Origin of the sequence: Streptomyces sp. NBC_00539 (assembly GCF_036346105.1) — a bacterium.
In the GTDB taxonomy this organism is placed as follows: domain Bacteria; phylum Actinomycetota; class Actinomycetes; order Streptomycetales; family Streptomycetaceae; genus Streptomyces.
Map to the genome: position 1 here is coordinate 1,492,690 of NZ_CP107811.1, position 22,053 is coordinate 1,514,742.

Genomic DNA, 22,053 nt, shown 5'->3' on the forward strand with positions numbered 1-22,053 from the left:
CCAACCTCCCCTGATTGGCTCTGCCTGCCAGGCCAATCGAGGACCACACTCGCCGTATTGGCCACCGATTGGCAAGGAGATGCCGCTATGTCGATCCACCGTGACGCCGGGCTGTTGACCGACCGTGACGAGCGCGCCCTGCTGGCCGCCGCCGAGCAGCGGATCTCCGAGCCCCTGCGGTTCGCGGCCGCCGTGCGGGCGCTGCGCCGGTTCGCGCGGGGCGGGAAGGGGCCGCGCCGGATCGCGCAGGGCACGAAGGAGCCACGCCGGTTCGCGCCGGGCCGCCCGCGCGGCTCCGCCGAGGGGCGACAATCGCTGTCATGCCGGCCTACACCCCGCACGCCACCCGAACCGGCGCCGACCGCCCGGTGATCGCCGGCCTGCTCCTCGCGGCGGGCGGCGGCCGCCGCCTGGGCGGGCGCCCCAAGGCGCTGCTGCCCTACCGCGGCCGCCCGCTCGTCGAGAACGCGGTGCGGGTACTGCGCGAGGCGGGCTGCGGCCCGGTGCACGTGGTGCTCGGCGCGTCGGCGGCGGAGGTGCGGGAGCGCGCCGGCCTGACGGGCTGTGTGGTCGTGGACAACCCGGACTGGACCGAGGGCATGGGCTCCTCCCTGCGGCTCGGGCTGCACTCGCTGGCCGGTACGGACGCGGCCGCCGCGCTGGTGTCGCTCGTGGACCAGCCGGGGATCGGGCCGGCGGCGGTGACCCGGGTGCTGGCGGCGTACCGCTCCCCCACCAGCCTCGTGGCGGCGGCCTACGACGGGAAGCGCGGCCATCCGGTGCTGTTCGGGGCCGCCCGCTGGAGCGACATCGCGAAGAGCGCGACCGGCGACCAGGGCGCACGGGTGTACCTGCGGGAACACGCGGAGGAACTCACGCTGGTGGAGTGCGCGGACGTCGCGGAGGCGTTCGACATCGACACCCCGCCCGATCTGGCGCGCCTCGCGTGACGCTTGTGCGGGCGGTAGTCGCCGTGGCACCCAGGGCCACCGGTCTGCGGAATATGTCGACCCGGAGAATCTCGACATCAACAAACCATTGAACTTCCACCATGAGGAAATTACTATCCACTGGTCAGAAGCGCCCTGAACCACAGACGGCGCCCGCGACCGTACAACGGAACTCTCCACACCCGACGGCACTGCGTGCCGTCTCGCGCGAGCATTCCCCCGCGGCCGCCAGGCACCGCCGCTGAAGGAGTGACAGATATGTCCGCACCAGCGCCGTCCCCGCTGGCCATCGTCGCCGCCGAGCCCCTGCCCCGGCAGGACGAAGTCCTCACCGAAGCGGCCCTGGCCTTCGTGGCCGAGCTGCACCGGCGGTTCGCCCCCCGCCGCGCCGAGCTCCTAGCCCGGCGCGGCGAACGGCGCTCCGAGATCGCCCGCACCTCCAGCCTCGACTTCCTCCCGGACACCGCACAGGTCCGCGAGGGCGACTGGAAGGTGGCGCCCGCCCCGGCCGCGCTGAACGACCGCCGCGTGGAGATCACCGGTCCGACGGACCGCAAGATGACCATCAACGCCCTCAACTCGGGTGCCAAGGTCTGGCTCGCCGACTTCGAGGACGCCTCGGCTCCCACGTGGGAGAACGTCGTCCTCGGCCAGCTCAACCTCATCGACGCCTACGAACGGCGCATCGACTTCACCGACCCGCGGACGGGCAAGTCGTACGCCCTCAAGGCCGCCGACCAGCTCGCGACCGTCGTGATGCGACCGCGCGGCTGGCACCTGGAGGAGCGCCACCTCACGATCGACGGCCGCCCGGCCTCCGGCTCGCTCGTGGACTTCGGCCTGTACTTCTTCCACAACGCGCAGCGTCTGATCGACCTCGGCAAGGGCCCCTACTTCTACCTGCCGAAGACGGAGTCGCACCTGGAGGCGCGTCTTTGGAACGACATCTTCGTCTTCGCCCAGGACTACGTCGGCATCCCGCAGGGCACCGTCCGCGCCACCGTCCTGATCGAGACGATCACGGCCGCGTACGAGATGGAAGAGATCCTCTACGAGCTGCGCGACCACGCCGCCGGCCTGAACGCGGGACGCTGGGACTACCTCTTCTCGATCGTGAAGAACTTCCGTGACGGCGGCGGCAAGTTCGTCCTGCCGGACCGCAACGCGGTGACGATGACGGCCCCGTTCATGCGTGCGTACACCGAACTCCTCGTCCGCACCTGCCACAAGCGCGGCGCGCACGCCATCGGCGGCATGGCGGCCTTCATCCCGTCCCGCAAGGACGCCGAGGCCAACCGGATCGCGTTCGAGAAGGTGCGGGCCGACAAGGACCGCGAGGCGGCCGACGGCTTCGACGGCTCCTGGGTCGCCCACCCCGACCTCGTGCCGATCGCGATGGCCTCCTTCGACGCGGTGCTCGGCGAGAAGCCGAACCAGAAGGACCGGTTGCGCGAGGACGTCTCGGTGGCCCCGGGCGACCTGATCGCGATCGATTCCCTGGACGCGAAGCCGACGTACGAGGGCCTGCGCAACGCGGTTCAGGTGGGCATCCGCTACATCGAGGCGTGGCTGCGGGGTCTGGGCGCCGTCGGTATCTTCGGCCTCATGGAGGACGCGGCCACCGCCGAGATCTCGCGCTCGCAGATCTGGCAGTGGATCAACGCGGGCGTGGTGTTCGAGCACGAGGGCGCCCTGGTGCCGGCCACCGCCGAGCTGACCCGTGAACTCGCCGCCCAGGAACTGACAGCCATCCGCGCCGAGATCGGCGACGAGGCCTTCGCGGCCGGCAAGTGGCAGCAGGCCCACGACCTCCTGCTCCAGGTCGCCCTCGACGCCGACTACGCGGACTTCCTCACCCTGCCCGCGTACGACCAGCTGATCGGCTGACGTCCCCGCACTTCGACTGAAACGCACAGCAGTCGAAAGGCGCGCATTCGATCGTACCGACTCCGCCCCCGTCGCCCCGAAGCGCCGGGGGCGGAGCCGTGTCCGGCTCGTGGCGGACTCGACTCCCGACCGACTGGTCGGTCGTTACGTCATCGTAATCTGCGTGTACCTAGCGGTAACATCCGGCCGCGTGTCACCTTTCCGATGCCACCGGCGCCGGCGGTAACCCCCACTTCCAAGCCACGTCACGCCAGTTGCCCCTGGCGTCCGCGTGGCCGACCGCAGGAGTTCCGCAGTGATCGGATTCCGCAACGTCAGCAAGGACCGGGCCCGCAGTCGCGTGCGACGACTGGCCGGTGCAGGGATGGCCCTGCCGCTCGCCGTCACGGCACTGCTGGGCGCCGGCGCCGGCCCGGCCGCGGCCAGCCCCGGGAACGGGCCCACCGCCGTGGTTTCCATGGGCGACAGCTACATCTCCGGAGAGGCCGGCCGCTGGAAGGGCAACAGCCTGACCAACAGCGGCAGTCGTACCGGCACGGACCGGGCCTGGACCAGCGGCAGTACGTACGACCCCGCGAAGGTGTACGGAAGCACGGCCGGCGGTTGCGACCGATCGGATACGGCCGAGGTGCTGAGTGCGGGCGCGGTGGCCGACGTCGCCGTGAACCTCGCCTGCTCGGGGGCCGTTTCGGACAACGTGTTCCGGGCGTCCAACGGCGGCGTGTCCTTCAAGGGCGAGGCGCCACAGGCGGACCAGCTCGCGGCGGTGGCCGCGGCCGACGACGTCAAGGTGATCGCGCTGTCCATCGGCGGGAACGACCTCGGCTTCGCCGACATCATCAAGGAGTGCGCGTACGACTTCGTGCTCTGGAACTCCTACTGCTACGACGACCAGCAGGCGGGCGTCGACCAGAAGATCAACGGGGTCATGGCCAAGGTCGGCAAGTCGGTCGACGAGATCCGGGCCGTGATGCGCGGCGCCGGCTACTCGGACTCCTCCTACCGGATCGTGCTCCAGTCCTACCCCTCCCCGATCCCCCGGGGCGCGGAGAACCGGTACACCCAGAGCGACTGGAGCCGGCTCAACACCGGCGGCTGCCCGTTCTGGAACCGGGACTCCGACTGGGCCCGGGACTCGCTCGTGCCCCAGATAGCGAACGGCATCAAGGCCGTCGCGGCGGCCAAGGGCGTCCAGTTCCTGGACCTGCGGGACATGCTCCAGGGGCGCGAGGTGTGCGCCGGGGCCAGCAAGCAGGTGACGTCGACGACGCCGGCGTCGGCGAAGACGAGCGAGTGGGCGCGCTGGATCGACAACAACGAGACGCAGGGCCTGGTCCAGGAGTCCATGCACCCGAACTACTTCGGCCAGCTGGCCGTCGGGCGCTGCCTCGCCCTGGCCGTGGCCCGGCCCGCGAACTCCGCGTCGGGCTGCAAGAACACCCCGGGCGGCGACCAGAGCGGCATGTACCTGACCGCCGCCTCCTGACCCCCGCCTCCTGACCGCCGTCTCCGGCCCCGTGTCCCCGGCCGGCACGCAGCGGTCCGCCGCGCCCGCCCCGGGCGCGGCGGACCGCTGCGTCGGTGATCGGATACTGGTTCCATGGACAGGACAACGGCTTCTTGGCGCAACACGACGCACGACTGGGCGAGCACCGTGGACACCGGTCACCTCGCCCTCATCCGCAGCGACCCGGCCGGTTTCGCGCCCGGCGGCCTGCGGCACCTGGTCCTCGAGGTCATCGCGTACGCGGCCGACGAAGCCGAGTCCGGTGGCGGCGGCGGGCGTTGCGCGGTCACCTTCCACGAGGACGGCTCGGTGTCCGTCGCCGATGACGGGCGGGGCACCGACACCCGGCTCGACGCCGACGGCCGGCCCGTGAAGAAGCCGGTCATGGCGACGAAGGACCTGCGGTTCTTCGACCACCCCGGGGCGCAGCTGCTGCCCGACGGTCAGCCGCGCCGGGGCATGTCGGTCGTCGCGGCCCTCAGCGAGTGGCTCGTGCACACCAATCGCCGGGCGGGCGGGGCCTGGACGCAGCGGTACGAGCACGGCGTTCCCGCCACCGGCCTGAACCCGATCGCCGGCGACGGGACGACCGGGACGGCCGTCCACTTCCGCCCCGGCGAGCAGGACCTGCGGGTGTCGCACGAGGGGACGCCCACCGAGCTGGCCGGGCTCGTCACGGCATGGCCGTACCTGACCGTCGACTTCGCCGATCGGCGGAGCGGCTGACTCCCGCCAGCGCCCGGGCGAAGGCCGCCCGGCAGCGGAGCCAGTCCGGGTCGGGCGTGCCCGTACCCAGCGCCAGCAGCTTGGGCAGCAGGTCCGCCGAGAAGGACCGGGCCGCCTCCGCGGGGACCAGGGACGGCAGGTTGTCGATGGCGATCACGTCCAGCGGGCGGGGTCCGGCGCCCAGCCTGCGCACCGGGACCGCCCAGTCGGTGAGCCGGTCGTAGACGGGCAGCAGGTGCAGCGGGGAGCCGGTGTCACAGGTGATGTCGGCGATGACCGTGAGCCGCCGTTCCCGGTCCGGGTCCAGGTCGGCCGGGGTGAGGAAGGGCGGTACCGGGCGGGTGGTGAGCACCGCGTTGACCAGGATGTCGTGTCCGAGCAGGGCGGCCCGGTCCAGCCGTGCGGTGTCGTTCCGGTCCCACCGGGTCACTCGTACCCCGGCGGTCGTCAGGGCGTCACAGGCGCCGCGGGCGCTGCGGCCGTACCCCCCGATGACGAGGGCCCGTAACTCCCCTGCCGCGGTGGGGGCGTCCCGCGAGGTCCGTAATCGCGCGTCGAGTTCCTCGCGCGGGAGCGGGACCAGCGGGGCGACGAGCCGGCCGCGGGCGTGCAGGACGGCCAGGGCCGCGCCCGCGTACCCCGCCCAGTAGCCGAAGGCCGCGAGCCTGCGGCCCTGCGCATCGGCCAGGTATTCCAGGTCGAGCAGGGTGCCGCCGCCCGCGGCGAACCGCGCCAGCAGCGCCGGGGCGTCCTCCTGGCCCTTGTAGGCGTGCCCGAAGTAGACGTGCCTGTGCCGTAAACGCTCCGGGACGGGCGGCAGTTCCTTCAAGCCGAGGACGAAGGCGGATCCGGGCGCGGAGACGGCCCAGGCTCCGGCGGGCGCGGTCCGGCAGCCCGCCTCCTCGTAGTCGGCGAGCGGGAAGACCCGGTGTGGGGACTCCTCCACGGTGATCCGTACACCCTGCCGCACGAGCTGTCCGGCGTCCTGCGGGGTGAGGGGGGCGCGACGTTCGGTGGGCCGTGTCTCGGTGCGCATCCACAACTGCGGTGACTGTGCCATCGGCGGTACCACCTGTCTGCTCAAGGACGCCCCGGGGGCGTCCGCGTGCACCATGTGACCGGGCCTCAGGATCAGTTCACCGACGGGGTTCGGCAAGGAGTACGACAGTGCGAACGGGGGCTCACGATTCGGGCAGCAGGGCGCGCAGAGCGGTCCGCGCGCCCTGGGCGTAGGCGGCCCGGAGGGCCCCCGGGGGCATGCGGTCGCGCAGGATCCCGAGGGCGCGCGGCGCACGTGCGACTGCCGGGCGGGCGCGGCGCACCGCGCCCAGCAGGAGCGCGGAGCGCTCGTAGCGGCCCCCGGCGGCCTCCAGTTCGGCCAGCAGCTCGGCCGAGAAGGACTGTCCCAGCCGGTCGTCCAGGGCGAGCTGGGTCTCCAGGGCGCGCAGCAGTTCGGTACGGGCCCGCACCGGCCGGCCCGCGCGGGACGCGGCGACGGCCCGGGCGTACCGCTCCCAGGAGCGGGCCCACGCGTCGGCGGCCGGGGCGGGCGGCGTGCCCGCCGCCTCCTCTTCCTCGGGCGGTGTGCCCGCGGGACCGGTACGGGCGAGGGCCAGCGTCCGGGCGGCCCGCAGCGCCTCCCGGCCGGGCCCGAAACCGGGCTCGGCGGGCAGCAGTTCCAGTGCCTCGGCGTACTCGGCGGCAGCGTCCTCGTACCGTTCCTCCCACAGCGCCACCGTGCCGCGCACGTGGGCGAGGTAGGCCAGGCAGGCGTCCTCGCCCTCCTGTACGGCGGTGCTCCAGGCCTCCACCAGCAGCGGGTCGCAGGTGTCCGCCTCCCCGAACCCCGCCACCAGCCAGGCCGCCAGCCACAGCGCCCGGGCCGGCCGGGGCGCGGGGTGCAGGGCCAGGGCCCGTTCCAGATGGCGTCGGCCCTCGGCCACCAGCCCGCAGGCCGCCCACAGGAACCACAGGTCGACGGCGACCTCCAGCGCGGCCCCCGGACCCGCGGCGGACAGCGGGTTCATCGCGGCCCGCAGCTCCGCGAGTTCCCGCACGGCCAGCTCGCGCGCCTGTATCTGCGCCCCCTCGCGCCACAGCCCGGCGGCCCGCCGGGCGAGCCCGCGCCAGCGCTCGTGGTGGCGCAGGGCGGCGGTGTGCCCGTCGCCGTCCGGGCTGTGCGCGAGGCGCCGGGCGGCGTACACGCGCACCGAGAGCGGCAGCCGGTACCGGCCCGGGTGCTCACCGTCGGCCAGCAGGGCGGGGGCCAGCCGGGCGAGCGCCCCGGCGGCGGTGTCCGCGGTGAGCTCCCCGAAGCCGCAGACCTCGGCGACGGCGGCCGCGTCGAAGGGGCCGGCGAAGACGGAGAGCCGCTCCCACAGCAGCCGCTCGGCGGACGAGGAGAGCCGCAGGGAGCGCTCGGCGTCGACCAGGGTGGCCCGGCCGGCGCCGCCCGCGAGGAAGGCCAGGGGTTCGCCGGTCAGCCGTTGCAACGCCTGGAGGGGCGCGTACTGGTGCGCGCGGCCCGCCGCGAGCTCCAGCGCGCCGGGAATCCCGTCCAGCACCCGGCAAAGGGCGGCCACGGCGGCGGCGTTGCCCTCGGTCAGCTCGAAGAAGGGGTCGGCGCCGCGCGCCCGCTCCTCGTACAGCCGCACGGCATCGAACCCGGTGATCCGGTCGACCGGCAGGGGTGCGGCGGGATCGGGCGGGGCGGGCGGCAGCGGCAGCGGCCGCACGGCGAGTTCCGCCTCCGCGGGCAGCGCGAGCCGGCGCTGCGAGGTGACCAGCACGCGCACCCGGGGCAGCCACCGCAGCAGGTTCTCCACCAGGGGGGCGGCGGCCTCGCCGAGCTGTTCGCACCCGTCGAGCACCAGCAGTGCCTCGCGCCCCGCGAGCCCGTGGATCAGCCGGTGCTCCAGCACCACCCGGCGGAAGCCGGGCAGGGTGGAGACGTCTACCCAGACGGTGTCGAGGCCGTCTGCGCCCGTGACGGTGCGGACCGCGCGCACGGCGAGCCGGGTCTTGCCGACGCCCGCGGGGCCGGTGAGGGTGACCAGGCGTTCGGTGGCGAGCAGCGAGGCGGCGCGGGCCAGCTCCCGACGGCGGCCGACGAAGCTCGACAGCTCGACCGGCACCGCCTGACCCACGTCCGCAACGGGATCCCCCACACGCCCTCCCGCGATGCCCGCGCTGCGCACGACCGGCTGGTTCACCGATTGGGAACACAAAGAGAGATGATCGGCCGAAAGCCCGGTTGACAGGCCGCTGACCGGGAGATCCACCAAGGGGAGGACATGGATTCGGCCGTTTCCGCCGTGGACGACACCGACCGGGCGCTCGTCCACGCACTCCAGCTCGCGCCCCGTGCGAGCTGGGAGCGACTGGCGCCGGTGCTCGGCACCCGCCCCGATACCCTCGCGCGCCGCTGGGAGCGGCTCACCGGCGCCGGTGAGGCCTGGATATCGGGGCTCGGACTGCGTACGGGCACCAAGGCGCCCTGCATGGCGTGGGTGGAGGTGATGTGCGAGGCGGGGCACTCGCCGGCCGTCGGCGCGACCTTGGTGTCCGATCCGTACTCCCTGGGGCTGGAGCACACCACCGGCGGCCGGGACCTGCTGGCCTTCGTGGCCGTGCCCGACCTCCACGCGCTGTACCGGTACCTGTCCTTCCGGGTGCAGCGGATCCCGGGCGTGACCGGCACCCGCTCGTCGATGGTGACGGCGGTGCACCACGCCCCCGACCGGTGGCGCCTGGACCAGCTGACGCCGGCGCAGATCGGTTCGCTGACCGGAGGGAGCCGGCGCTCCTCGCCGCCGGCAGTGGCGCCGGCCGTCACCGCCATGACGGAGGAGGACCGGCCGCTGGCCCTGGCGCTGGCCGCGGACGCCCGGCGCAGCGTGGCCTCGCTGGCCCGGGAGTGCGGGATGAGCGAGTCGACCGTACGGCGGCGGCTGGGCCGGCTGGAGACGGGACAGGGCCTGCGCTACAGCTGCGCGATGGCGTCGGGGTCGTCGGGGTGGCCGGTGGCGGCGACGCTGTGGGCGGAGGTACCGGAGTACGAGGTGGCCGAGTGTGCCGCGGCCGCCATGGGGCTGCGCGAGACGCGGACGTGCATGTCCGTCAGCGGACGCTGGAACTTCATGATCACCGCGCGGCTGCGCACCGTCGAAGGGCTGTCCCGCTACACCTCGGAGCTGTCCCGGCGGCTGCCGGGGATGCGGATCACGGACTCGGCGGTGGCGCTGCACGTACGCAAGTCGGAGGCTCAGGTACTGGACGAGCGCGGCCGGCGCATCCGGACGGTCACGCCCGACATCTGGGCGGACCTGCTCCCACCGCCGGAGGGGCCGGCTTGAACCGCACGGGCCGGGGTACCGGCCGTGCGGCGGTACGGACGCCACACCCGCAGTGGGTGACGTCCGCACCGCCGCACGCGGTACCCCGGCCCGCGGCCCCGGCCGTGCCGGCCCTGCCGTCAGTGCACGAACGCCGGTTCCGCTGCCGCTTCCGCGGCCGGTTCCTTCTTGGCACCGAGGTGGTTGAAGGCCAGGTTCAGCACGATCGCCACCACACACCCCGTGCTGATGCCGGAGTCGAGGACGACCAGCATGTCCTTGGGGAAGGCGTGGTAGAAACCGGGCGCCGCGATGGGGATCAGGCCGATGCCCACCGAGGCCGCGACGATCAGGGCGTTCTCGCCCTTCTCCATGGCCGCGCCGGCGAGGGTCTGGATGCCGCTGGCGGCGACGGAGCCGAACAGGACGATGCCCGCACCGCCCAGCACCGGCAGCGGGACCACACCGATGACGGAGGCCGCCATCGGGCACAGGCCCAGGAGGATCAGGATCCCGCCGCCGGCCGCGACCACGAACCGGCTGCGTACCTTGGTCATCGCGACGAGGCCGATGTTCTGCGCGAAGGCGCTGCACATGAAGCCGTTGAACAGCGGGCTGAGCGCGCTGCCGAGGGTGTCGGCGCGCAGCCCGCCCTCGATGGTCCTGGCGTCCGCGGGCCGGCCCACGATCCTGCCGAGGGCCAGGATGTCGGCGGTGGACTCCGTCATGCAGACGAGCATCACGATGCACATCGAGATGATGGCGGCGACCTGGAACTGCGGGGCGCCGAAGTGGAACGGCGTGGGGAAGCCGACGATGTCGGCGTTGCGGACGGCGTCGAAGCTGGTCATGTGCAGCGGGATCGCGATCAGCGTGCCGGCGACGAGGCCGAGCAGGATGGATATCTGCTGGAGGAACCCGCGCAGGAACTTGCGCATCAACAGCACGATCACCAGGGTGAGGGCGGCCATGCCGATGTTCTTCATCGAGCCGTAGTCGGTGGCGGTGCGGTTGCCGCCCTGCGACCAGTTGAAGGCCACGGGGAGCAGCGAGACACCGATCAGGGTGATGACCGTACCGGTGACGACGGGTGGGAAGAAGCGGACGAGCTTGCCGAAGTAGGGCGCGGCGAGGAAGCCGACGAGTCCGGCGACGATGATCGCGCCGAAGATGACGGGGATGGCGTTCGCGCCTTCGCCCTTGCCGATGGCGATCATCGGGGTGACTCCGGCGAAGGAGACCCCGTTGACGAAGGGGAGTTTGGCGCCGATCTTCCAGAAGCCGAGGGTCTGGAGGAGGGTGGCGAGTCCTGCGGTGAAGAGCGAGGCGCCCATCAGGAAGGCGGTCTCGGTGGCGGAGAGACCGACGGCGGGGCCGACGATCATCGGCGGCGCGACGACACCCGCGTACATGGCGGCCACGTGCTGCAGACCGCTCGTGAACATTTTCAGCGGGGGCAGGGTCTCGTCGACCGGGTGCTTCTCCTCCGGTACTACGACTGCATCTTTGCGAAACCTGGGCGTAGCTGCCACGGCTTCCTCCGGTCGGTTGAACACGTCGCCAGGGACATGGGTGTCAGGGAGGTGGTGCGAAAGCTGTGCGAGTCGAGCCTGTGTTCAGTTGTGGCGGTGCCGGGAGTTGTGGCGGTGCCAGGAGTCGGGGCGGTGCGGGGAGTGGTAGCGGTGCGGGGAGTGGTGGCGGTGCTGTCCTGCCCCTGACAGATGCGGAAACGATTCGCCCGAGTCGTTCCCGTGGAGGGTGGTGCTGTGGCGCGGGCGCGGAGGCGGGGTGGGTTCCGGCGCGGTGCGTCGTTACGGCTCACCGTGCCCGGGAGCGCCTTCGGAAGGTTCGTCGGGCGCTTCCCGGGAACGGCTGCCGCGGACCCCGCTCGGGTCCGCGGCCCCCGGCCGGGGGCCGTCCCCCCCGGCCGGACTCTGGGGGTACCTCCCGGCGGTGGCCGGGCGGGGTACCGGCGTGGGTGGCCGGGGGGATCAGGCCCGTGCGCAGATGCGCGCCAGGCGCTGGGCCTCCTCCCGCGTGGACACGGCGATCGCGTCCTCGTCGGCGAAGAGAAGTCGGTTGTCCTCGACGATCTGCTTGCCGTTGACCAGCGAGAGCGTCACCGGGGCGGCCGCGCCGAAGACGAGCGCGATGACCGGGTCGGCGATGGAGGAGTGGGCCAGCGTGCCCAGGTTCCACATCACCAGGTCGGCGAGCTTGCCCGCCTCCAGCGAGCCGATGCTGTCGGCGCGGCCGAGGACCTGGGCGCCGCCGTACGTACCCAGGCGCAGGGCCTGGCGGGCGTTCAGGGCGCGCTCGCGGTGGACCGGGTTGAGGCGGTTGATGAGCAGCGCGTTGCGCAGCTCGGTGTGCAGTTCGCCGGACTCGTTCGAGGCGGTGCCGTCCACTCCGAGGCCGACGGGTACGCCGGCGGCGAGCATGTCCGGGACGCGGGCGATGCCGGCGGCCAGGCGGGCGTTGGAGGACGGGCAGTGCGCGACACCGGTCTTGGTGCGGGCGAACGCGGCGATGTCGGAGTCGTTCATGTGGACGCTGTGCGCCATCCACACGTCCTCGCCGAGCCAGCCCGTCGACTCGAAGTAGTCGGTCGGGCCCATGCCGAACAGTTCCTTGCAGAACTGCTCTTCCTCGACGGTCTCGCTGCCGTGGGTGTGCATGCGCACGCCCAGACGGCGGGCCAGCTCGGCGCCCTGCTTGAGCAGTTCGGTGGAGACCGAGAAGGGGGAGCACGGCGCGACGGCGACCTGGGTCATCGCGTCGAAGGAGTGGTCGTGGTGCTTCTTGACGGTCGCCTCGGTGTCGGCGAGCGCGCCTTCGAGGGTCTCGACGGCGTGGTCCGGGGGCAGGCCGCCGTCCTTCTCGCTGCGGTCCATCGAGCCGCGGGCGAGGGTGAAGCGCACGCCCATCTCGGACGCGGCGCGGATGATCGCGCCGGAGAGGTCGCCGGAGCCCTTGGGGAAGACGTAGTGGTGGTCCATGGCGGTGGTGACGCCGCCCTTGGCCATCATCGCCAGGGAGCCCTGGGCAGCCGTGTAGGCCATCTGCTCGTCGATGCGCGCCCAGGTCGGGTACAGCGCGACGAGCCAGTTGAAGAGGTTGTGGTCGGTGGCCAGACCACGCGTGATCCACTGGTAGAAGTGGTGGTGCGTGTTGACCAGACCGGGGGTCACGAGGTGCCCGGTGCCATCGATCCGGCGGACGACGTTCTCGAGGTTCTCGGGGGCCTTGCCCGCGCCGATGGACTCGATCCTGTTGCCGGCGACGACGATGTGACCCGAGGCGTACTCGGTGTCGTGGGCGTCGACGGTCGCGATCGCACAGTTCTCGATGACGATGCGCGTGGCGGCGCTGTCAGGGGCTGCCGATGCTGCCATGGGCTTCCTCGTGCTTTCAGTGGCGGTGCGGGCCGGCAAAGCCCAGGTGGTTTGAGTGCCGGAGCCGGGGGCCGTGACAGCTGACAGTACTGCCGCCCCCTGGGGCGCGTCCGGGTGCCGTTTCGGGAAGTCGTGGAGCTGTCGCGACGTCCCGGGGCCACTGCGGAGCCCCGGGACGCGCGTCCCGCATCAGAGGTTGGTCATGTCCACGGGGATACGGGCGTCGACGCCGTCCCGCAGGACCGTCGCCTCGATCAGGCCGTACGGCCGGTCCGCGGCGAAGTAGACCTCGTTGTCGTTCTTGAGGCCGAAGGGCTCCAGGTCGACGAGGAAGTGGTGCTTGTTCGGGAGCGAGAAGCGGACCTCGTCGATCTCCGAACGGTGGTTGATGATGCGCGAACCCATCTGGTACAGGGTCTGCTGGAGCGACAGGGAGTAGGTCTCCGCGAAGGCCTCGAGCATGTGCTTGCGGGTCTCGGCGTAGGACTTCTCCCAGTTCGGCATCCGCTGCTCGTCGTCCGACCAGTTGAAGCGCCAGCGGGCCGACACCTGGGTGGCCAGGATGCGGTCGTAGGCCTCCTTCAGGGTCGTGTACTTGTCCTTCACGTAACCCCAGAACTCGGAGTTCGTGGAGTTCATGACGACGAGGTCCTTGAGGCCGGAGATGACCTCCCAGTTGGTGCCGTCGTAGGTGACCTGAGTGACCCGGGTCTCCTGGCCCTGGCGCACGAAGGAGTGCTTCACCTCGTCCGACCCGATGAACTTCGAGTTGGCGTCGGAGGTGGGGATCCGGTCCCAGGCGTACTCCTCGATCCGGATGCGCGCACGCTGGATCGGCTCCTGGCTGTTGACGAACCAGCGCGCCAGGTGGATGCCGAACTGCTCGGCGGACTCGATGCCGTGCTCCTTGGCGAACGCGTACACCGTGTTCTTGGTGGTGTCCGTCGGGAGGCAGTTGGCGTTCGAGCCGGAGTAGTGGACGTCGTCCATGTCGCCCGAGAGGGCGACCGAGACGTTCAGGTCCTTGATGTGGTGGGTGTCGCCGTCCCGCGTGATCTTGACTACGCGGTTCTCTGCTTTGCCGTACTGGTTCTGGCCGAGAATCGTGGGCATGTCTGCTAGCTCCCTCGGTAAACGGAGTAGCCGAACGGGTTGAGCAGCAGCGGTACGTGGTAATGCTCGCCCGGGTTCACCGCGAAGGTGATGGTGACCTCGGGGAAGAACGCACCGCTGTCCCTTACGCGGGGGGCGTCCTGCTGCGCCTCGGCTTGCTTGTTGGAACGGTCTTTTTCAGCGAAGTACGTCTCGGTCTCGAAGTCGAGACGTACGTGGGTGGTGCCCTCCGGCAGGGCCGGGAGGTCCTTGCAGCGGCCGTCCGCGTCGGTGGCGGAGCCGCCCAGGGCCGCCCAGTCCCCGTCGAGGCCCGTACGGGCCGACAGGGAGATGGCGACGCCCTCGGCGGGGCGGCCGATGCTGGTGTCCAGGATGTGCGTGGACACCGAAGCAGTCGTGTCAGTGCTCATGCGCTCTCTTCCTCCACGAGCCGGGTCAGACGGATCCGGTTGATCTTCACGAGCTCGCCGCGGGCGGTCTCCCGCTCCTGCTCCGGCGAGTTCTCGATCCGTACCTTGACCGCGTCCCGCATGAACTCACCGGTGGCACCGGTGGCGCAGATGAGGAAGACGTGGCCGAACTTCTCCTGGTACGCCAGGTTCAGTTCGAGGAGCTCGCTCCGGAGCTCCTCCGAGGCGCCGGCCATGCCGCGCTGTTCGCGGGCGGAGGTCGGGTCTCCCGGCTTCGGGCGGCCGATCGGCGCGTGTCCCGCCATCGCCTCGGCCAGGTCCTCGGCGGTGAGCTCCGCCATGGCGGACTCGTTGGCCGAGAAGAGTGCCTCGACGGTGGGGAAAGGGCGCTGGGCGAGCAGCTTGCTCCCCCATGCCGAACTGGCGCACACCTCGTGCAGCACGGCCGTGGCCGCGCTGTCGTCCAAGGCGTTGAACCGGGTGAGACCCGGGGTCGGACTCGAAGTCACGGTAGGCCTCCGTGGCCTGTTGTTGCTTTTGACGGGCTGCGCATAGCTAACGCCCTCGACAACACGCCGTCAACACTTTGTTGAAACTTCCCGTACACAAAAGCCGCCGCCCGGGTGAATCGGGGCGGCGGCTCGTCACGGCGGGTCAGCGGTCGTTCACGATTGGCTGTTCTTCTCCGCCCCCTCGGGGAGGCCGGACCCCTTGGGAGGGGTGGACCCCTTGGCGGGGCTGGAGTCCCGGTTCAAGTAGTTGTAGACGGTGAAGCGGCTCACGCCCAGGGCGCTCGCGACCGTCTCCACGCCGTGCCGCACGGAGAACGCGCCGCGCGCCTCCAGTATGCGCACCACGTCCTGCTTGGACTTCCGGTCGAGCTGGGCCAACGGTACGCCGTGCCGGCGCTCCAGCGCGGCCAGGATGTGGTCCAGCGAGTCGGAGAGCTGGGGCAGGCGCACGGCGAGCAGCTCCTGGCCCTCCCAGCTGAGCACGACGTCGTCGGGCTGCGCCTGGGCCGGGTCCATCAGCTCTCCGCCCATCGCGTCCACCAGCGGCTTGACGGCGGTGACGAAGGGGTGGTCACGGGGCTCGGTCATGGGGTGGTGTCCTCCGCGATCACATTGACCTGGAGCGACACGCGCGTGGCCCCGGCCTCCAGCGCATTGCGCAGCAGCGCGGCCACGGCGCCCAGCACCTCGTCGGACTCCCCTTCGGCGGTGTTGCCGAACGGGCCGACGTCCACCGCGTCGAGGCGGGCCTTCTGGATGACCTCGCGCGCGGCCACGGCGTGGTCGGGGGCCTCTTCGAGATCGAAGGGCTCGGTCGTGAACTCCACTCTCAATCGCACGCGGGCCAAGCTACCCCGCAGCTGGGACTTTTCGGCAGTGCGCACTTGACAGCCACGCAAACCTCGATGCAGTCTTCCATCAAGCAGAAACTAACTTCCGCAATACGGAAGGAGCGCACACCCCTCATGGGATACACGGACCAGCGCTTCGATGTGAACCTTTCGATCCTCTTCACGGAACTCCCGCTCCTGGAGCGTCCCGCGGCTGCCGCCGCGGCGGGCTTCACGGCGGTCGAGCTGTGGTGGCCCTGGATCGAGACCCCCACTCCCGCCCAGGCGGAGCTCGACGCCCTCAAGAAGGCTCTTGAGGACGCGGGCACCCAGCTGGTGGGCCTGAACTTCTACGCCGGCCAGTTGCCGGGTCCGGACCGCGGCGCGGTCTCCGTGCCCGGCGAGGAGTCCGACCGCTTCAACGCCAACATCAACGTGGCCGCCGACTTCGCGGCCTCGGTCGGCTGCAAGGCACTGAACGCCCTCTACGGCAACCGGGTCGAGGGCGTGGACCCCGCGGTCCAGGACGAGCTGGCGCTCAAGAACCTCGTCACGGCCGCCAAGGCCGCGGACCGGGTGGGCGCCATCCTGCTGATCGAGACCCTCAACAAGCCCGAGTCGCCGCTCTACCCACTGGTGAGCGCCCCGGCCGGCATCGCGGTCGTGGACAAGGTCAACGAGGCCACCGGCCTCGGGAACGCCAAGTTCCTGCTCGACCTGTACCACCTGGCGATGAACGACGAGGACCTCGGCGAGGTCATCGAAAAGTACGCCGCCAAGACCGGGCACGTCCAGATCGCCGACAAGCCGGGCCGCGGCGCCCCGGGCACCGGCGAGCTGCCCCTCGAAGAGCTGCTCGACCAGCTCAAGAAGGCCGGGTACGAGGGCTACGTAGGCCTGGAGTACAAGGCCGCGGACGCCGCCGCGTCCTTCGCGTGGCTGCCGGCCGAGGCCCGCGCCGCCAAGTAGGCGGACGAAGTCCGGGCGATCAGCCAGGCACCTCCCGCACTTTTCGTACGAAGCATTGAAGAGAAGGACCCCCCATCATGAGCACCTCCACCGCGCTTCCGTCGATCGCCTGGATCGGCCTCGGCATCATGGGCTCGCCCATGTCCGAGAACCTCATCAAGGCCGGATACCCGGTCACCGGCTTCACACTGGAGCAGGACAAGCTGGAGCGCCTGGCCGCCGCCGGTGGCACCGCCGCCGGCTCGATCGCCGAGGCCGTCAAGGACGCCGACGTGATCATCACGATGGTGCCCGCCTCCCCGCAGGTCGAGGCCATCAACTACGGCCCCGAGGGCATCCTCGCGAACGCCAAGTCCGGTGCGCTGATCATCGACATGTCGTCGATCACCCCGCAGACCTCGGTCGACCTCGCGAAGAACGCCGCCGAGAAGGGCATCCGCGTCATCGACGCCCCGGTGTCCGGCGGCGAGGCCGGCGCCATCGAGGCCGTCCTGTCGATCATGGTGGGTGGCGAGCAGGCCGACTTCGACGCGGCCCTGCCGATCCTGGAGACGCTCGGCAAGACCATCGTCCTGTGCGGCCCGCACGGCTCCGGCCAGACGGTCAAGGCCGCCAACCAGCTCATCGTCGCGGTGAACATCCAGGCGTGCGCCGAGGCCGTCGTCTTCCTCGAGAAGTCGGGCGTGAACCTCCAGGCCGCCCTGGACGTCCTCAACGGCGGTCTGGCCGGCTCCACGGTCCTGACCCGCAAGAAGGACAACTTCCTCAACCGCGACTTCAAGCCCGGTTTCCGGATCGACCTGCACCACAAGGACATGGGCATCGTCACCGACGCCGCCCGCAACGTCGGTGCTGCCCTCCCGGTCGGCGCGGTCGTCGCCCAGCTGGTCGCCTCGCTGCGCGCCCAGGGTGACGGCGGGCTGGACCACTCGGCCCTGCTCCGCGCGGTCGAGCGCCTCTCCGGCGCCCAGGTCTGATCCCCGGACCTGCCCCCCTCCCTCCGGGGAGACACGAGTTTCGGACGGTGCCGGTGCTGACACCTGTCCTGTCGCGCCCAGGCGCCGGCACCGTCCGGATCACCTCCACACTCTTTCTTTCAACAAACTGTTGACGTCGTGTTCACGCCGAAATTAGGCTGTTCCGCATGACGGAAGACGCCTTCCGTCTCAGCAGTTACCCGTACGGAAGGTCACCATGTCGAAGCGCACGCTGACGACCGAGTCCGGCGCCCCGGTCGCCGACAACCAGAACTCCGCCACCGCCGGCGTCGGTGGCCCGCTCCTGATCCAGGACCAGCAGCTCCTCGAGAAGCTCGCCCGCTTCAACCGTGAGCGCATCCCGGAGCGCGTGGTGCACGCCCGCGGCTCGGCCGCGTACGGCTACTTCGAGGTGACCGACGACGTCACCGCGTACACCAGCGCCGCCTTCCTGAACACGGTCGGCAAGAAGACCGAGACCTTCCTGCGGTTCTCCACCGTCGCCGACTCCCTCGGTGGCGCGGACGCCGTCCGCGACCCGCGTGGCTTCGCGCTCAAGTTCTACACCGAAGAGGGCAACTACGACCTCGTCGGCAACAACACCCCGGTGTTCTTCATCAAGGACCCGATCAAGTTCCCCGACTTCATCCACTCCCAGAAGCGCGACCCCTTCACGGGCAAGCAGGAGCCGGACAACGTCTGGGACTTCTGGGCGCACGCCCCCGAGGCGACGCACCAGATCACCTGGCTGATGGGTGACCGCGGCATCCCCGCGTCGTACCGCCACATGAACGGTTACGGCTCCCACACCTACCAGTGGACGAACGAGAACGGCGAGGCCTTCTTCGTCAAGTACCACTTCAAGACGAACCAGGGCATCCGCTGCCTGTCCTCCGAGCAGGCCGCCGAGCTCGTCGGCAAGGACGCCAACTCGCACCAGACCGACCTGCTCCAGGCCATCGAGCGCGGTGTGAACCCGAGCTGGACCCTCTACGTCCAGATCATGCCCGCCGCCGAGGCCGCGGACTACCGCTTCAACCCGTTCGACCTCACCAAGGTGTGGCCGCACGCCGACTACCCGCTCCAGCGAGTGGGCCGTCTGGTCCTCGACCGCAACCCGGACAACGTCTTCGCCGAGGTCGAGCAGTCCGCGTTCTCCCCGAACAACTTCGTCCCGGGCATCACCGCCTCGCCGGACAAGATGCTCCAGGGCCGCCTGTTCGCGTACGCCGACGCCCAGCGCTACCGCCTCGGTGTGAACCACACCGTGCTGCCGGTCAACGCCCCGAAGGCGACGAAGGCCGACAACTACGGCCGCGACGGCGTCATGGCGCTGCGCAACGGCTCGCGCCACGACAAGAACTACGAGCCCAACTCGTACCAGGGCCCGGCCGAGACCGGTCTCGCGCTCGGCGCCCCGAAGGCCGTCTCCGGCTACACGGGCACCCACGAGGCCCCGGCCCACACCAAGGACGACGACTTCTTCCAGGCCGGTGAGCTCTACCGCCTGATGTCGGAGGCCGAGAAGCAGCGTCTGGTGGCGAACATCGCCGGCGGCCTGTCGCAGGTCACCCTCGAAGACGTCATCGAGAAGAACCTGGCTCACTTCCACGCCGCGGACGCCGACTACGGCCGCCGCGTCGAGGAGGCCGTCCGCGCCCTGCGCGACGCCTGAGCCACCCAGTTGTACCGGGGGCCTGACGGGAGGTCAGGCTCCGGGTGCTGAGCCCGAACCGCGTACCCGGATGAGGGGTGGTGCGCGGTGAGGGCGGACAGCGCCGGCCCTTGTGGCCGGCGCCGCGTGAGGACCGTGGCGAGCGTGCGAGCCAGTGCGGTGGTAATGGGTTCCGAGGCTCGTCTCTTGACCTGAGGGAGACGATGCCGGAGTTCTCGTCGCCCGCCCGCCACGGTCCCGGCAACTCGTGTACGGGGGCTACGCACAGAGCCCCCCGTACACGGGCCCCGACTCCGCCCGGCGGCGCGAACGTCCTGTCGCGCCAGCCTCGCACCGTCGGGCGGTCACCACCCAAAGCGCCGAGTCACGGACGGTCCCGTGACTCGGCGCTTTGTCATGCGCGGGCGCGGTTGCTCATGCCCGGGCGCGGTTGCTCATGCGCGGACGTACCGGGGAAGGCGGGCGGAGACGGCAAGGGCGCCCACGAGGAGGACCAGGGTCACGAGCGCCGTGGCGGACAGGGCGGTGGACGGGGTACTGCCGTGGTCGGTGAAGGCCGTCCATACGGTGACCAGCAGCGCGACGCCCACCGCACCGGCCAACTGCTGTACCGCGTCCAGGACTCCGGAGGCCGACCCCACCTCGGACGGGGACACCCCGGCCAGGATGACGTCGAACAGCGGCGGGACCACCAGTCCCATGCCGAGGCCGGTGACCAGCGTGCCCGGCACCAGCCTCCACCCGTCCACCGCCCCGTCGGCGCAGCCGGCGAGCACCAGGAGCCCGAGGGCGGTGACGACGATCCCGCCCTGGATCACCACCCGTCCGTGCCGCTGCGCGAGGGACCCGGCAGGGCCGGCCGACAGGGCGATCCCGAGGGCCATGGGGGCGAGGGCGTACCCCGCTCCCTGCGGCGAAAGGCCGAGCGGACCCTGGAGGAAGAGGGAGAGCACCAGCATGAGGCCGGTGAACGAGGCGAAGAAAACGAGGGCGACGACGATCCCGCAGGTGTAGCCGCGGTTGGCCAGCAGGCCGGGCGCCATGAGCGGCGAGGGACGACGCCGCTGCATCCGTGCGAAGACCACGCACCCGGCGGGTCCCGCGGCCGGCAGGAGGAGGGACCACAAGCGCCACCCCAGCTCCGGTCCCTGGACGAGCGGGAACACCACGGCCGCGGAGGCCGCGCCGGCCAGCAGCACGCTCGGTACGTCGAGCCGCAGCCCGGCGTCGGGCTTGCCCCGCGGGACCCAGCGCACGGCACCGGCCAGGGCGAGGAGGCCGAGCGGCAGGTTGACCAGGAACACCAGGCGCCAGCCGGAGCCGAACAGGTCCGCTCCGGCGAGCAGCCCGCCCACCACGGGGCCGGCGACGGCGCACAGACCCATGACCGGCCCGAACAGGCCGAAGGCCTTGGGAAGTTCGGCTTCGGGGAAGGTCTCCTTGATGATGCCGAAGCCCTGCGGCAGCAGCAGGGCCCCGAAGGCGCCCTGGACGGCCCGGGCGGTGATCAGCGTGCCGGGGTCGGGGGCGAGGGCGCACAGGGCGGAGGCGGCCGTGAAACCGGCGGCGCCGATCAGGAAGAGCCGCCGCCGCCCGTACCGGTCCCCCAGCCGCCCGGCGGTGATCAGCAGGGCGGCGAAGGGCAGCGTGTAGCCGGCTTGCAGCCACTGGGTCACGGCCCGGCCGCCGCCGAGGTCGGCGGCGATGACGGGGGCGGCGACGCCGGTGACGGTGGCGTCCAGAAGGTCCATCACTTCCGCGAGGAGGACGACGCAGAGGACCGCCCAGCGGCGCGGGTGCGGGTGCGGGTGCGGGTGCGGAAAAGGGTGGTGTGCGTAGGACAAGGCAGGTCTCCCCCGGAGCGTGGAATCAGCGGCGATGAACGCCGGGCACAGCAGAACGAACGTTGTTCGTCACGAACAACGTTCGCAACGAACGGCGTTCGCTGTCAACTGCTAGCCTGTCGCCATGGAGACGCCACCCCGCCGCAAGAGCACCCGCTCGCGCCCCGCCAAACCCCCGCTGAGCATGGCCGCCGTGATCGACGCGGGCCTGGGCGTGCTGCGCCGCGAGGGCCTGGACGCGGTGACGATGCGGAAGGTGGCGGCCGCACTCGACACCGGCCCCGCGTCCTTGTACGTCTACGTCTCGCAGCGCGAGGAACTGCTGCGGCTGATGCACGACGCGGTGATCGCGACCGTGCCGCTGCCCGAGCTCCCGGCGGATCCCCCGGGGGACTGGCGCACCCGGCTGACCACCCTCATCACCGACGTGGTGCACGCCCTCAACGCCCACCCCGGCATCGGGCGCGTCTCGCTCGGCTCCATCCCCGCCACGCCCGCCTGGCTCGGCCTCTTCGACCGCATCCTCGGTCTGCTGCTGGTCGGGGGCGTGGAACGCCAACGGGCCGCCTGGGGCTGCGACCTGATCGCCCTGTACATCGGAGCGGTCACCTACGAGGTCGCCGTCGCCGCTCCCCCGGCGGGCGGCGGACCGGACGCTTTGCAGGAGGCCCTGGAACACCGGCACGCCCGTGTCTCCCTCGAGGAGCGGCTCGCCGGCCTCGACCCGGCCCGCCATCCGCATCTCGCTGCGAGCGCCGCGGAGTTGGCCGCCGGTCCGGCCGCGGCACGGCTCGCGCTCGGCGTGGAGGTACTGATCGACGGTCTCGCCCTCGGCCGAGCCGGGGCCGGGAACTGAACCGGGACGGCGAACTGAACCGGGACGGCGAACTGAACCGGGACGGCGAACGGCCCCTGGAAACCGGT

At 71.3% G+C, this 22,053-nt stretch carries 20 protein-coding genes; 10 read left to right on the forward strand and 10 right to left on the reverse strand.

Annotation, left to right across the window (positions count from 1 at the left end):
* Positions 1 to 87: 87 nt before the first annotated feature.
* The 5 genes from OG861_RS06695 to OG861_RS06715 all read left to right on the forward strand — a co-directional run bounded on the left by OG861_RS06695 (position 88) and on the right by OG861_RS06715 (position 5,070).
* Positions 88 to 372, forward strand: coding sequence for a hypothetical protein (locus tag OG861_RS06695; RefSeq protein WP_329199538.1), 285 nt, complete (start codon positions 88 to 90; stop codon positions 370 to 372).
* Complete coding sequence (locus OG861_RS06700) at positions 321 to 950, forward strand: nucleotidyltransferase family protein (RefSeq protein ID WP_329199536.1); 630 nt, start codon at positions 321 to 323, stop codon at positions 948 to 950. The genes OG861_RS06695 and OG861_RS06700 overlap by 52 nt, the downstream gene beginning before the upstream one ends.
* 258 nt (positions 951 to 1,208) lie before the next feature.
* Positions 1,209 to 2,837, forward strand: a complete 1,629-nt coding sequence (aceB, locus tag OG861_RS06705) for a malate synthase A (protein WP_329199535.1) — start codon at positions 1,209 to 1,211, stop codon at positions 2,835 to 2,837.
* Between the two features lie 295 nt (positions 2,838 to 3,132).
* Positions 3,133 to 4,323: a GDSL-type esterase/lipase family protein gene (locus tag OG861_RS06710; protein ID WP_330261447.1), complete on the forward strand. Its 1,191-nt coding sequence runs from the start codon at positions 3,133 to 3,135 to the stop codon at positions 4,321 to 4,323.
* Between the two features lie 114 nt (positions 4,324 to 4,437).
* Positions 4,438 to 5,070, forward strand: coding sequence for an ATP-binding protein (locus OG861_RS06715; RefSeq protein WP_330261448.1), 633 nt, complete (start codon positions 4,438 to 4,440; stop codon positions 5,068 to 5,070).
* On the opposite strand, the gene OG861_RS06720 is transcribed toward OG861_RS06715, so the two are convergent.
* Together OG861_RS06720 and OG861_RS06725 are read right to left on the reverse strand one after the other, a co-directional pair.
* Positions 5,018 to 6,130: a saccharopine dehydrogenase gene (locus OG861_RS06720; protein ID WP_330261449.1), complete on the reverse strand. Its 1,113-nt coding sequence runs from the start codon at positions 6,128 to 6,130 to the stop codon at positions 5,018 to 5,020. The two genes, OG861_RS06715 and OG861_RS06720, sit on opposite strands and share 53 nt — an antisense overlap.
* 121 nt (positions 6,131 to 6,251) lie before the next feature.
* Positions 6,252 to 8,237: an ATP-binding protein gene (locus OG861_RS06725; RefSeq protein WP_330261450.1), complete on the reverse strand. Its 1,986-nt coding sequence runs from the start codon at positions 8,235 to 8,237 to the stop codon at positions 6,252 to 6,254.
* Between the two features lie 126 nt (positions 8,238 to 8,363).
* On the opposite strand from OG861_RS06725, the gene OG861_RS06730 reads away from it, so the two are divergent.
* Positions 8,364 to 9,425: an Lrp/AsnC family transcriptional regulator gene (locus OG861_RS06730; protein ID WP_329199525.1), complete on the forward strand. Its 1,062-nt coding sequence runs from the start codon at positions 8,364 to 8,366 to the stop codon at positions 9,423 to 9,425.
* Between the two features lie 119 nt (positions 9,426 to 9,544).
* Here the strand turns inward: OG861_RS06730 and OG861_RS06735 are convergent, their stop codons facing one another.
* From OG861_RS06735 to OG861_RS06765, 7 genes are all read right to left on the reverse strand, one after another.
* Positions 9,545 to 10,936, reverse strand: coding sequence for a nucleobase:cation symporter-2 family protein (locus tag OG861_RS06735; RefSeq protein WP_329199523.1), 1,392 nt, complete (start codon positions 10,934 to 10,936; stop codon positions 9,545 to 9,547).
* Between the two features lie 459 nt (positions 10,937 to 11,395).
* Positions 11,396 to 12,799 (reverse strand): 8-oxoguanine deaminase, encoded by a 1,404-nt coding sequence (locus OG861_RS06740; RefSeq protein WP_330261451.1) that lies wholly within the window; start codon positions 12,797 to 12,799, stop codon positions 11,396 to 11,398.
* A 189-nt stretch (positions 12,800 to 12,988) separates the two neighbouring features.
* Complete coding sequence (pucL, locus tag OG861_RS06745; RefSeq protein ID WP_190186549.1) at positions 12,989 to 13,912, reverse strand: factor-independent urate hydroxylase; 924 nt, start codon at positions 13,910 to 13,912, stop codon at positions 12,989 to 12,991.
* A 5-nt stretch (positions 13,913 to 13,917) separates the two neighbouring features.
* A complete protein-coding gene (gene uraH / locus OG861_RS06750) occupies positions 13,918 to 14,322 on the reverse strand; it encodes a hydroxyisourate hydrolase (protein ID WP_329199518.1) in 405 nt (134 codons plus the stop codon).
* Entirely contained in the window at positions 14,319 to 14,831 is a 513-nt protein-coding gene (uraD, locus tag OG861_RS06755) for a 2-oxo-4-hydroxy-4-carboxy-5-ureidoimidazoline decarboxylase (protein ID WP_329199516.1), read from the reverse strand. The genes uraH and uraD overlap by 4 nt, the downstream gene beginning before the upstream one ends.
* 156 nt (positions 14,832 to 14,987) lie before the next feature.
* On the reverse strand, positions 14,988 to 15,422 hold the full coding sequence (locus OG861_RS06760; RefSeq protein WP_330261452.1) for a helix-turn-helix domain-containing protein: 435 nt from the start codon (positions 15,420 to 15,422) through the stop codon (positions 14,988 to 14,990).
* On the reverse strand, positions 15,419 to 15,673 hold the full coding sequence (locus OG861_RS06765; protein WP_329199512.1) for a thiamine-binding protein: 255 nt from the start codon (positions 15,671 to 15,673) through the stop codon (positions 15,419 to 15,421). Before OG861_RS06765 ends, OG861_RS06760 begins: the two co-directional genes overlap by 4 nt.
* A gap of 126 nt (positions 15,674 to 15,799) precedes the next feature.
* Here OG861_RS06765 and OG861_RS06770 point away from each other — a divergent pair, with 126 nt between their 5' ends.
* The 3 genes from OG861_RS06770 to OG861_RS06780 all read left to right on the forward strand — a co-directional run bounded on the left by OG861_RS06770 (position 15,800) and on the right by OG861_RS06780 (position 19,285).
* Entirely contained in the window at positions 15,800 to 16,633 is an 834-nt protein-coding gene (locus tag OG861_RS06770) for a TIM barrel protein (protein WP_330261453.1), read from the forward strand.
* A 77-nt stretch (positions 16,634 to 16,710) separates the two neighbouring features.
* A complete protein-coding gene (locus OG861_RS06775) occupies positions 16,711 to 17,610 on the forward strand; it encodes a 2-hydroxy-3-oxopropionate reductase (protein WP_329199508.1) in 900 nt (299 codons plus the stop codon).
* A gap of 217 nt (positions 17,611 to 17,827) precedes the next feature.
* Complete coding sequence (locus OG861_RS06780; protein ID WP_329199506.1) at positions 17,828 to 19,285, forward strand: catalase; 1,458 nt, start codon at positions 17,828 to 17,830, stop codon at positions 19,283 to 19,285.
* A 434-nt stretch (positions 19,286 to 19,719) separates the two neighbouring features.
* Here OG861_RS06780 and OG861_RS06785 read toward each other — a convergent pair whose 3' ends face one another.
* Positions 19,720 to 21,129 (reverse strand): MFS transporter, encoded by a 1,410-nt coding sequence (locus tag OG861_RS06785; RefSeq protein ID WP_330261454.1) that lies wholly within the window; start codon positions 21,127 to 21,129, stop codon positions 19,720 to 19,722.
* 124 nt (positions 21,130 to 21,253) lie between these two features.
* Here OG861_RS06785 and OG861_RS06790 point away from each other — a divergent pair, with 124 nt between their 5' ends.
* Positions 21,254 to 21,985 carry a TetR/AcrR family transcriptional regulator gene (locus OG861_RS06790; protein ID WP_330261455.1) on the forward strand — a complete coding sequence of 244 codons (732 nt, stop codon included), beginning with the start codon at positions 21,254 to 21,256 and terminating at the stop codon, positions 21,983 to 21,985.
* Positions 21,986 to 22,053 lie beyond the last annotated feature (68 nt).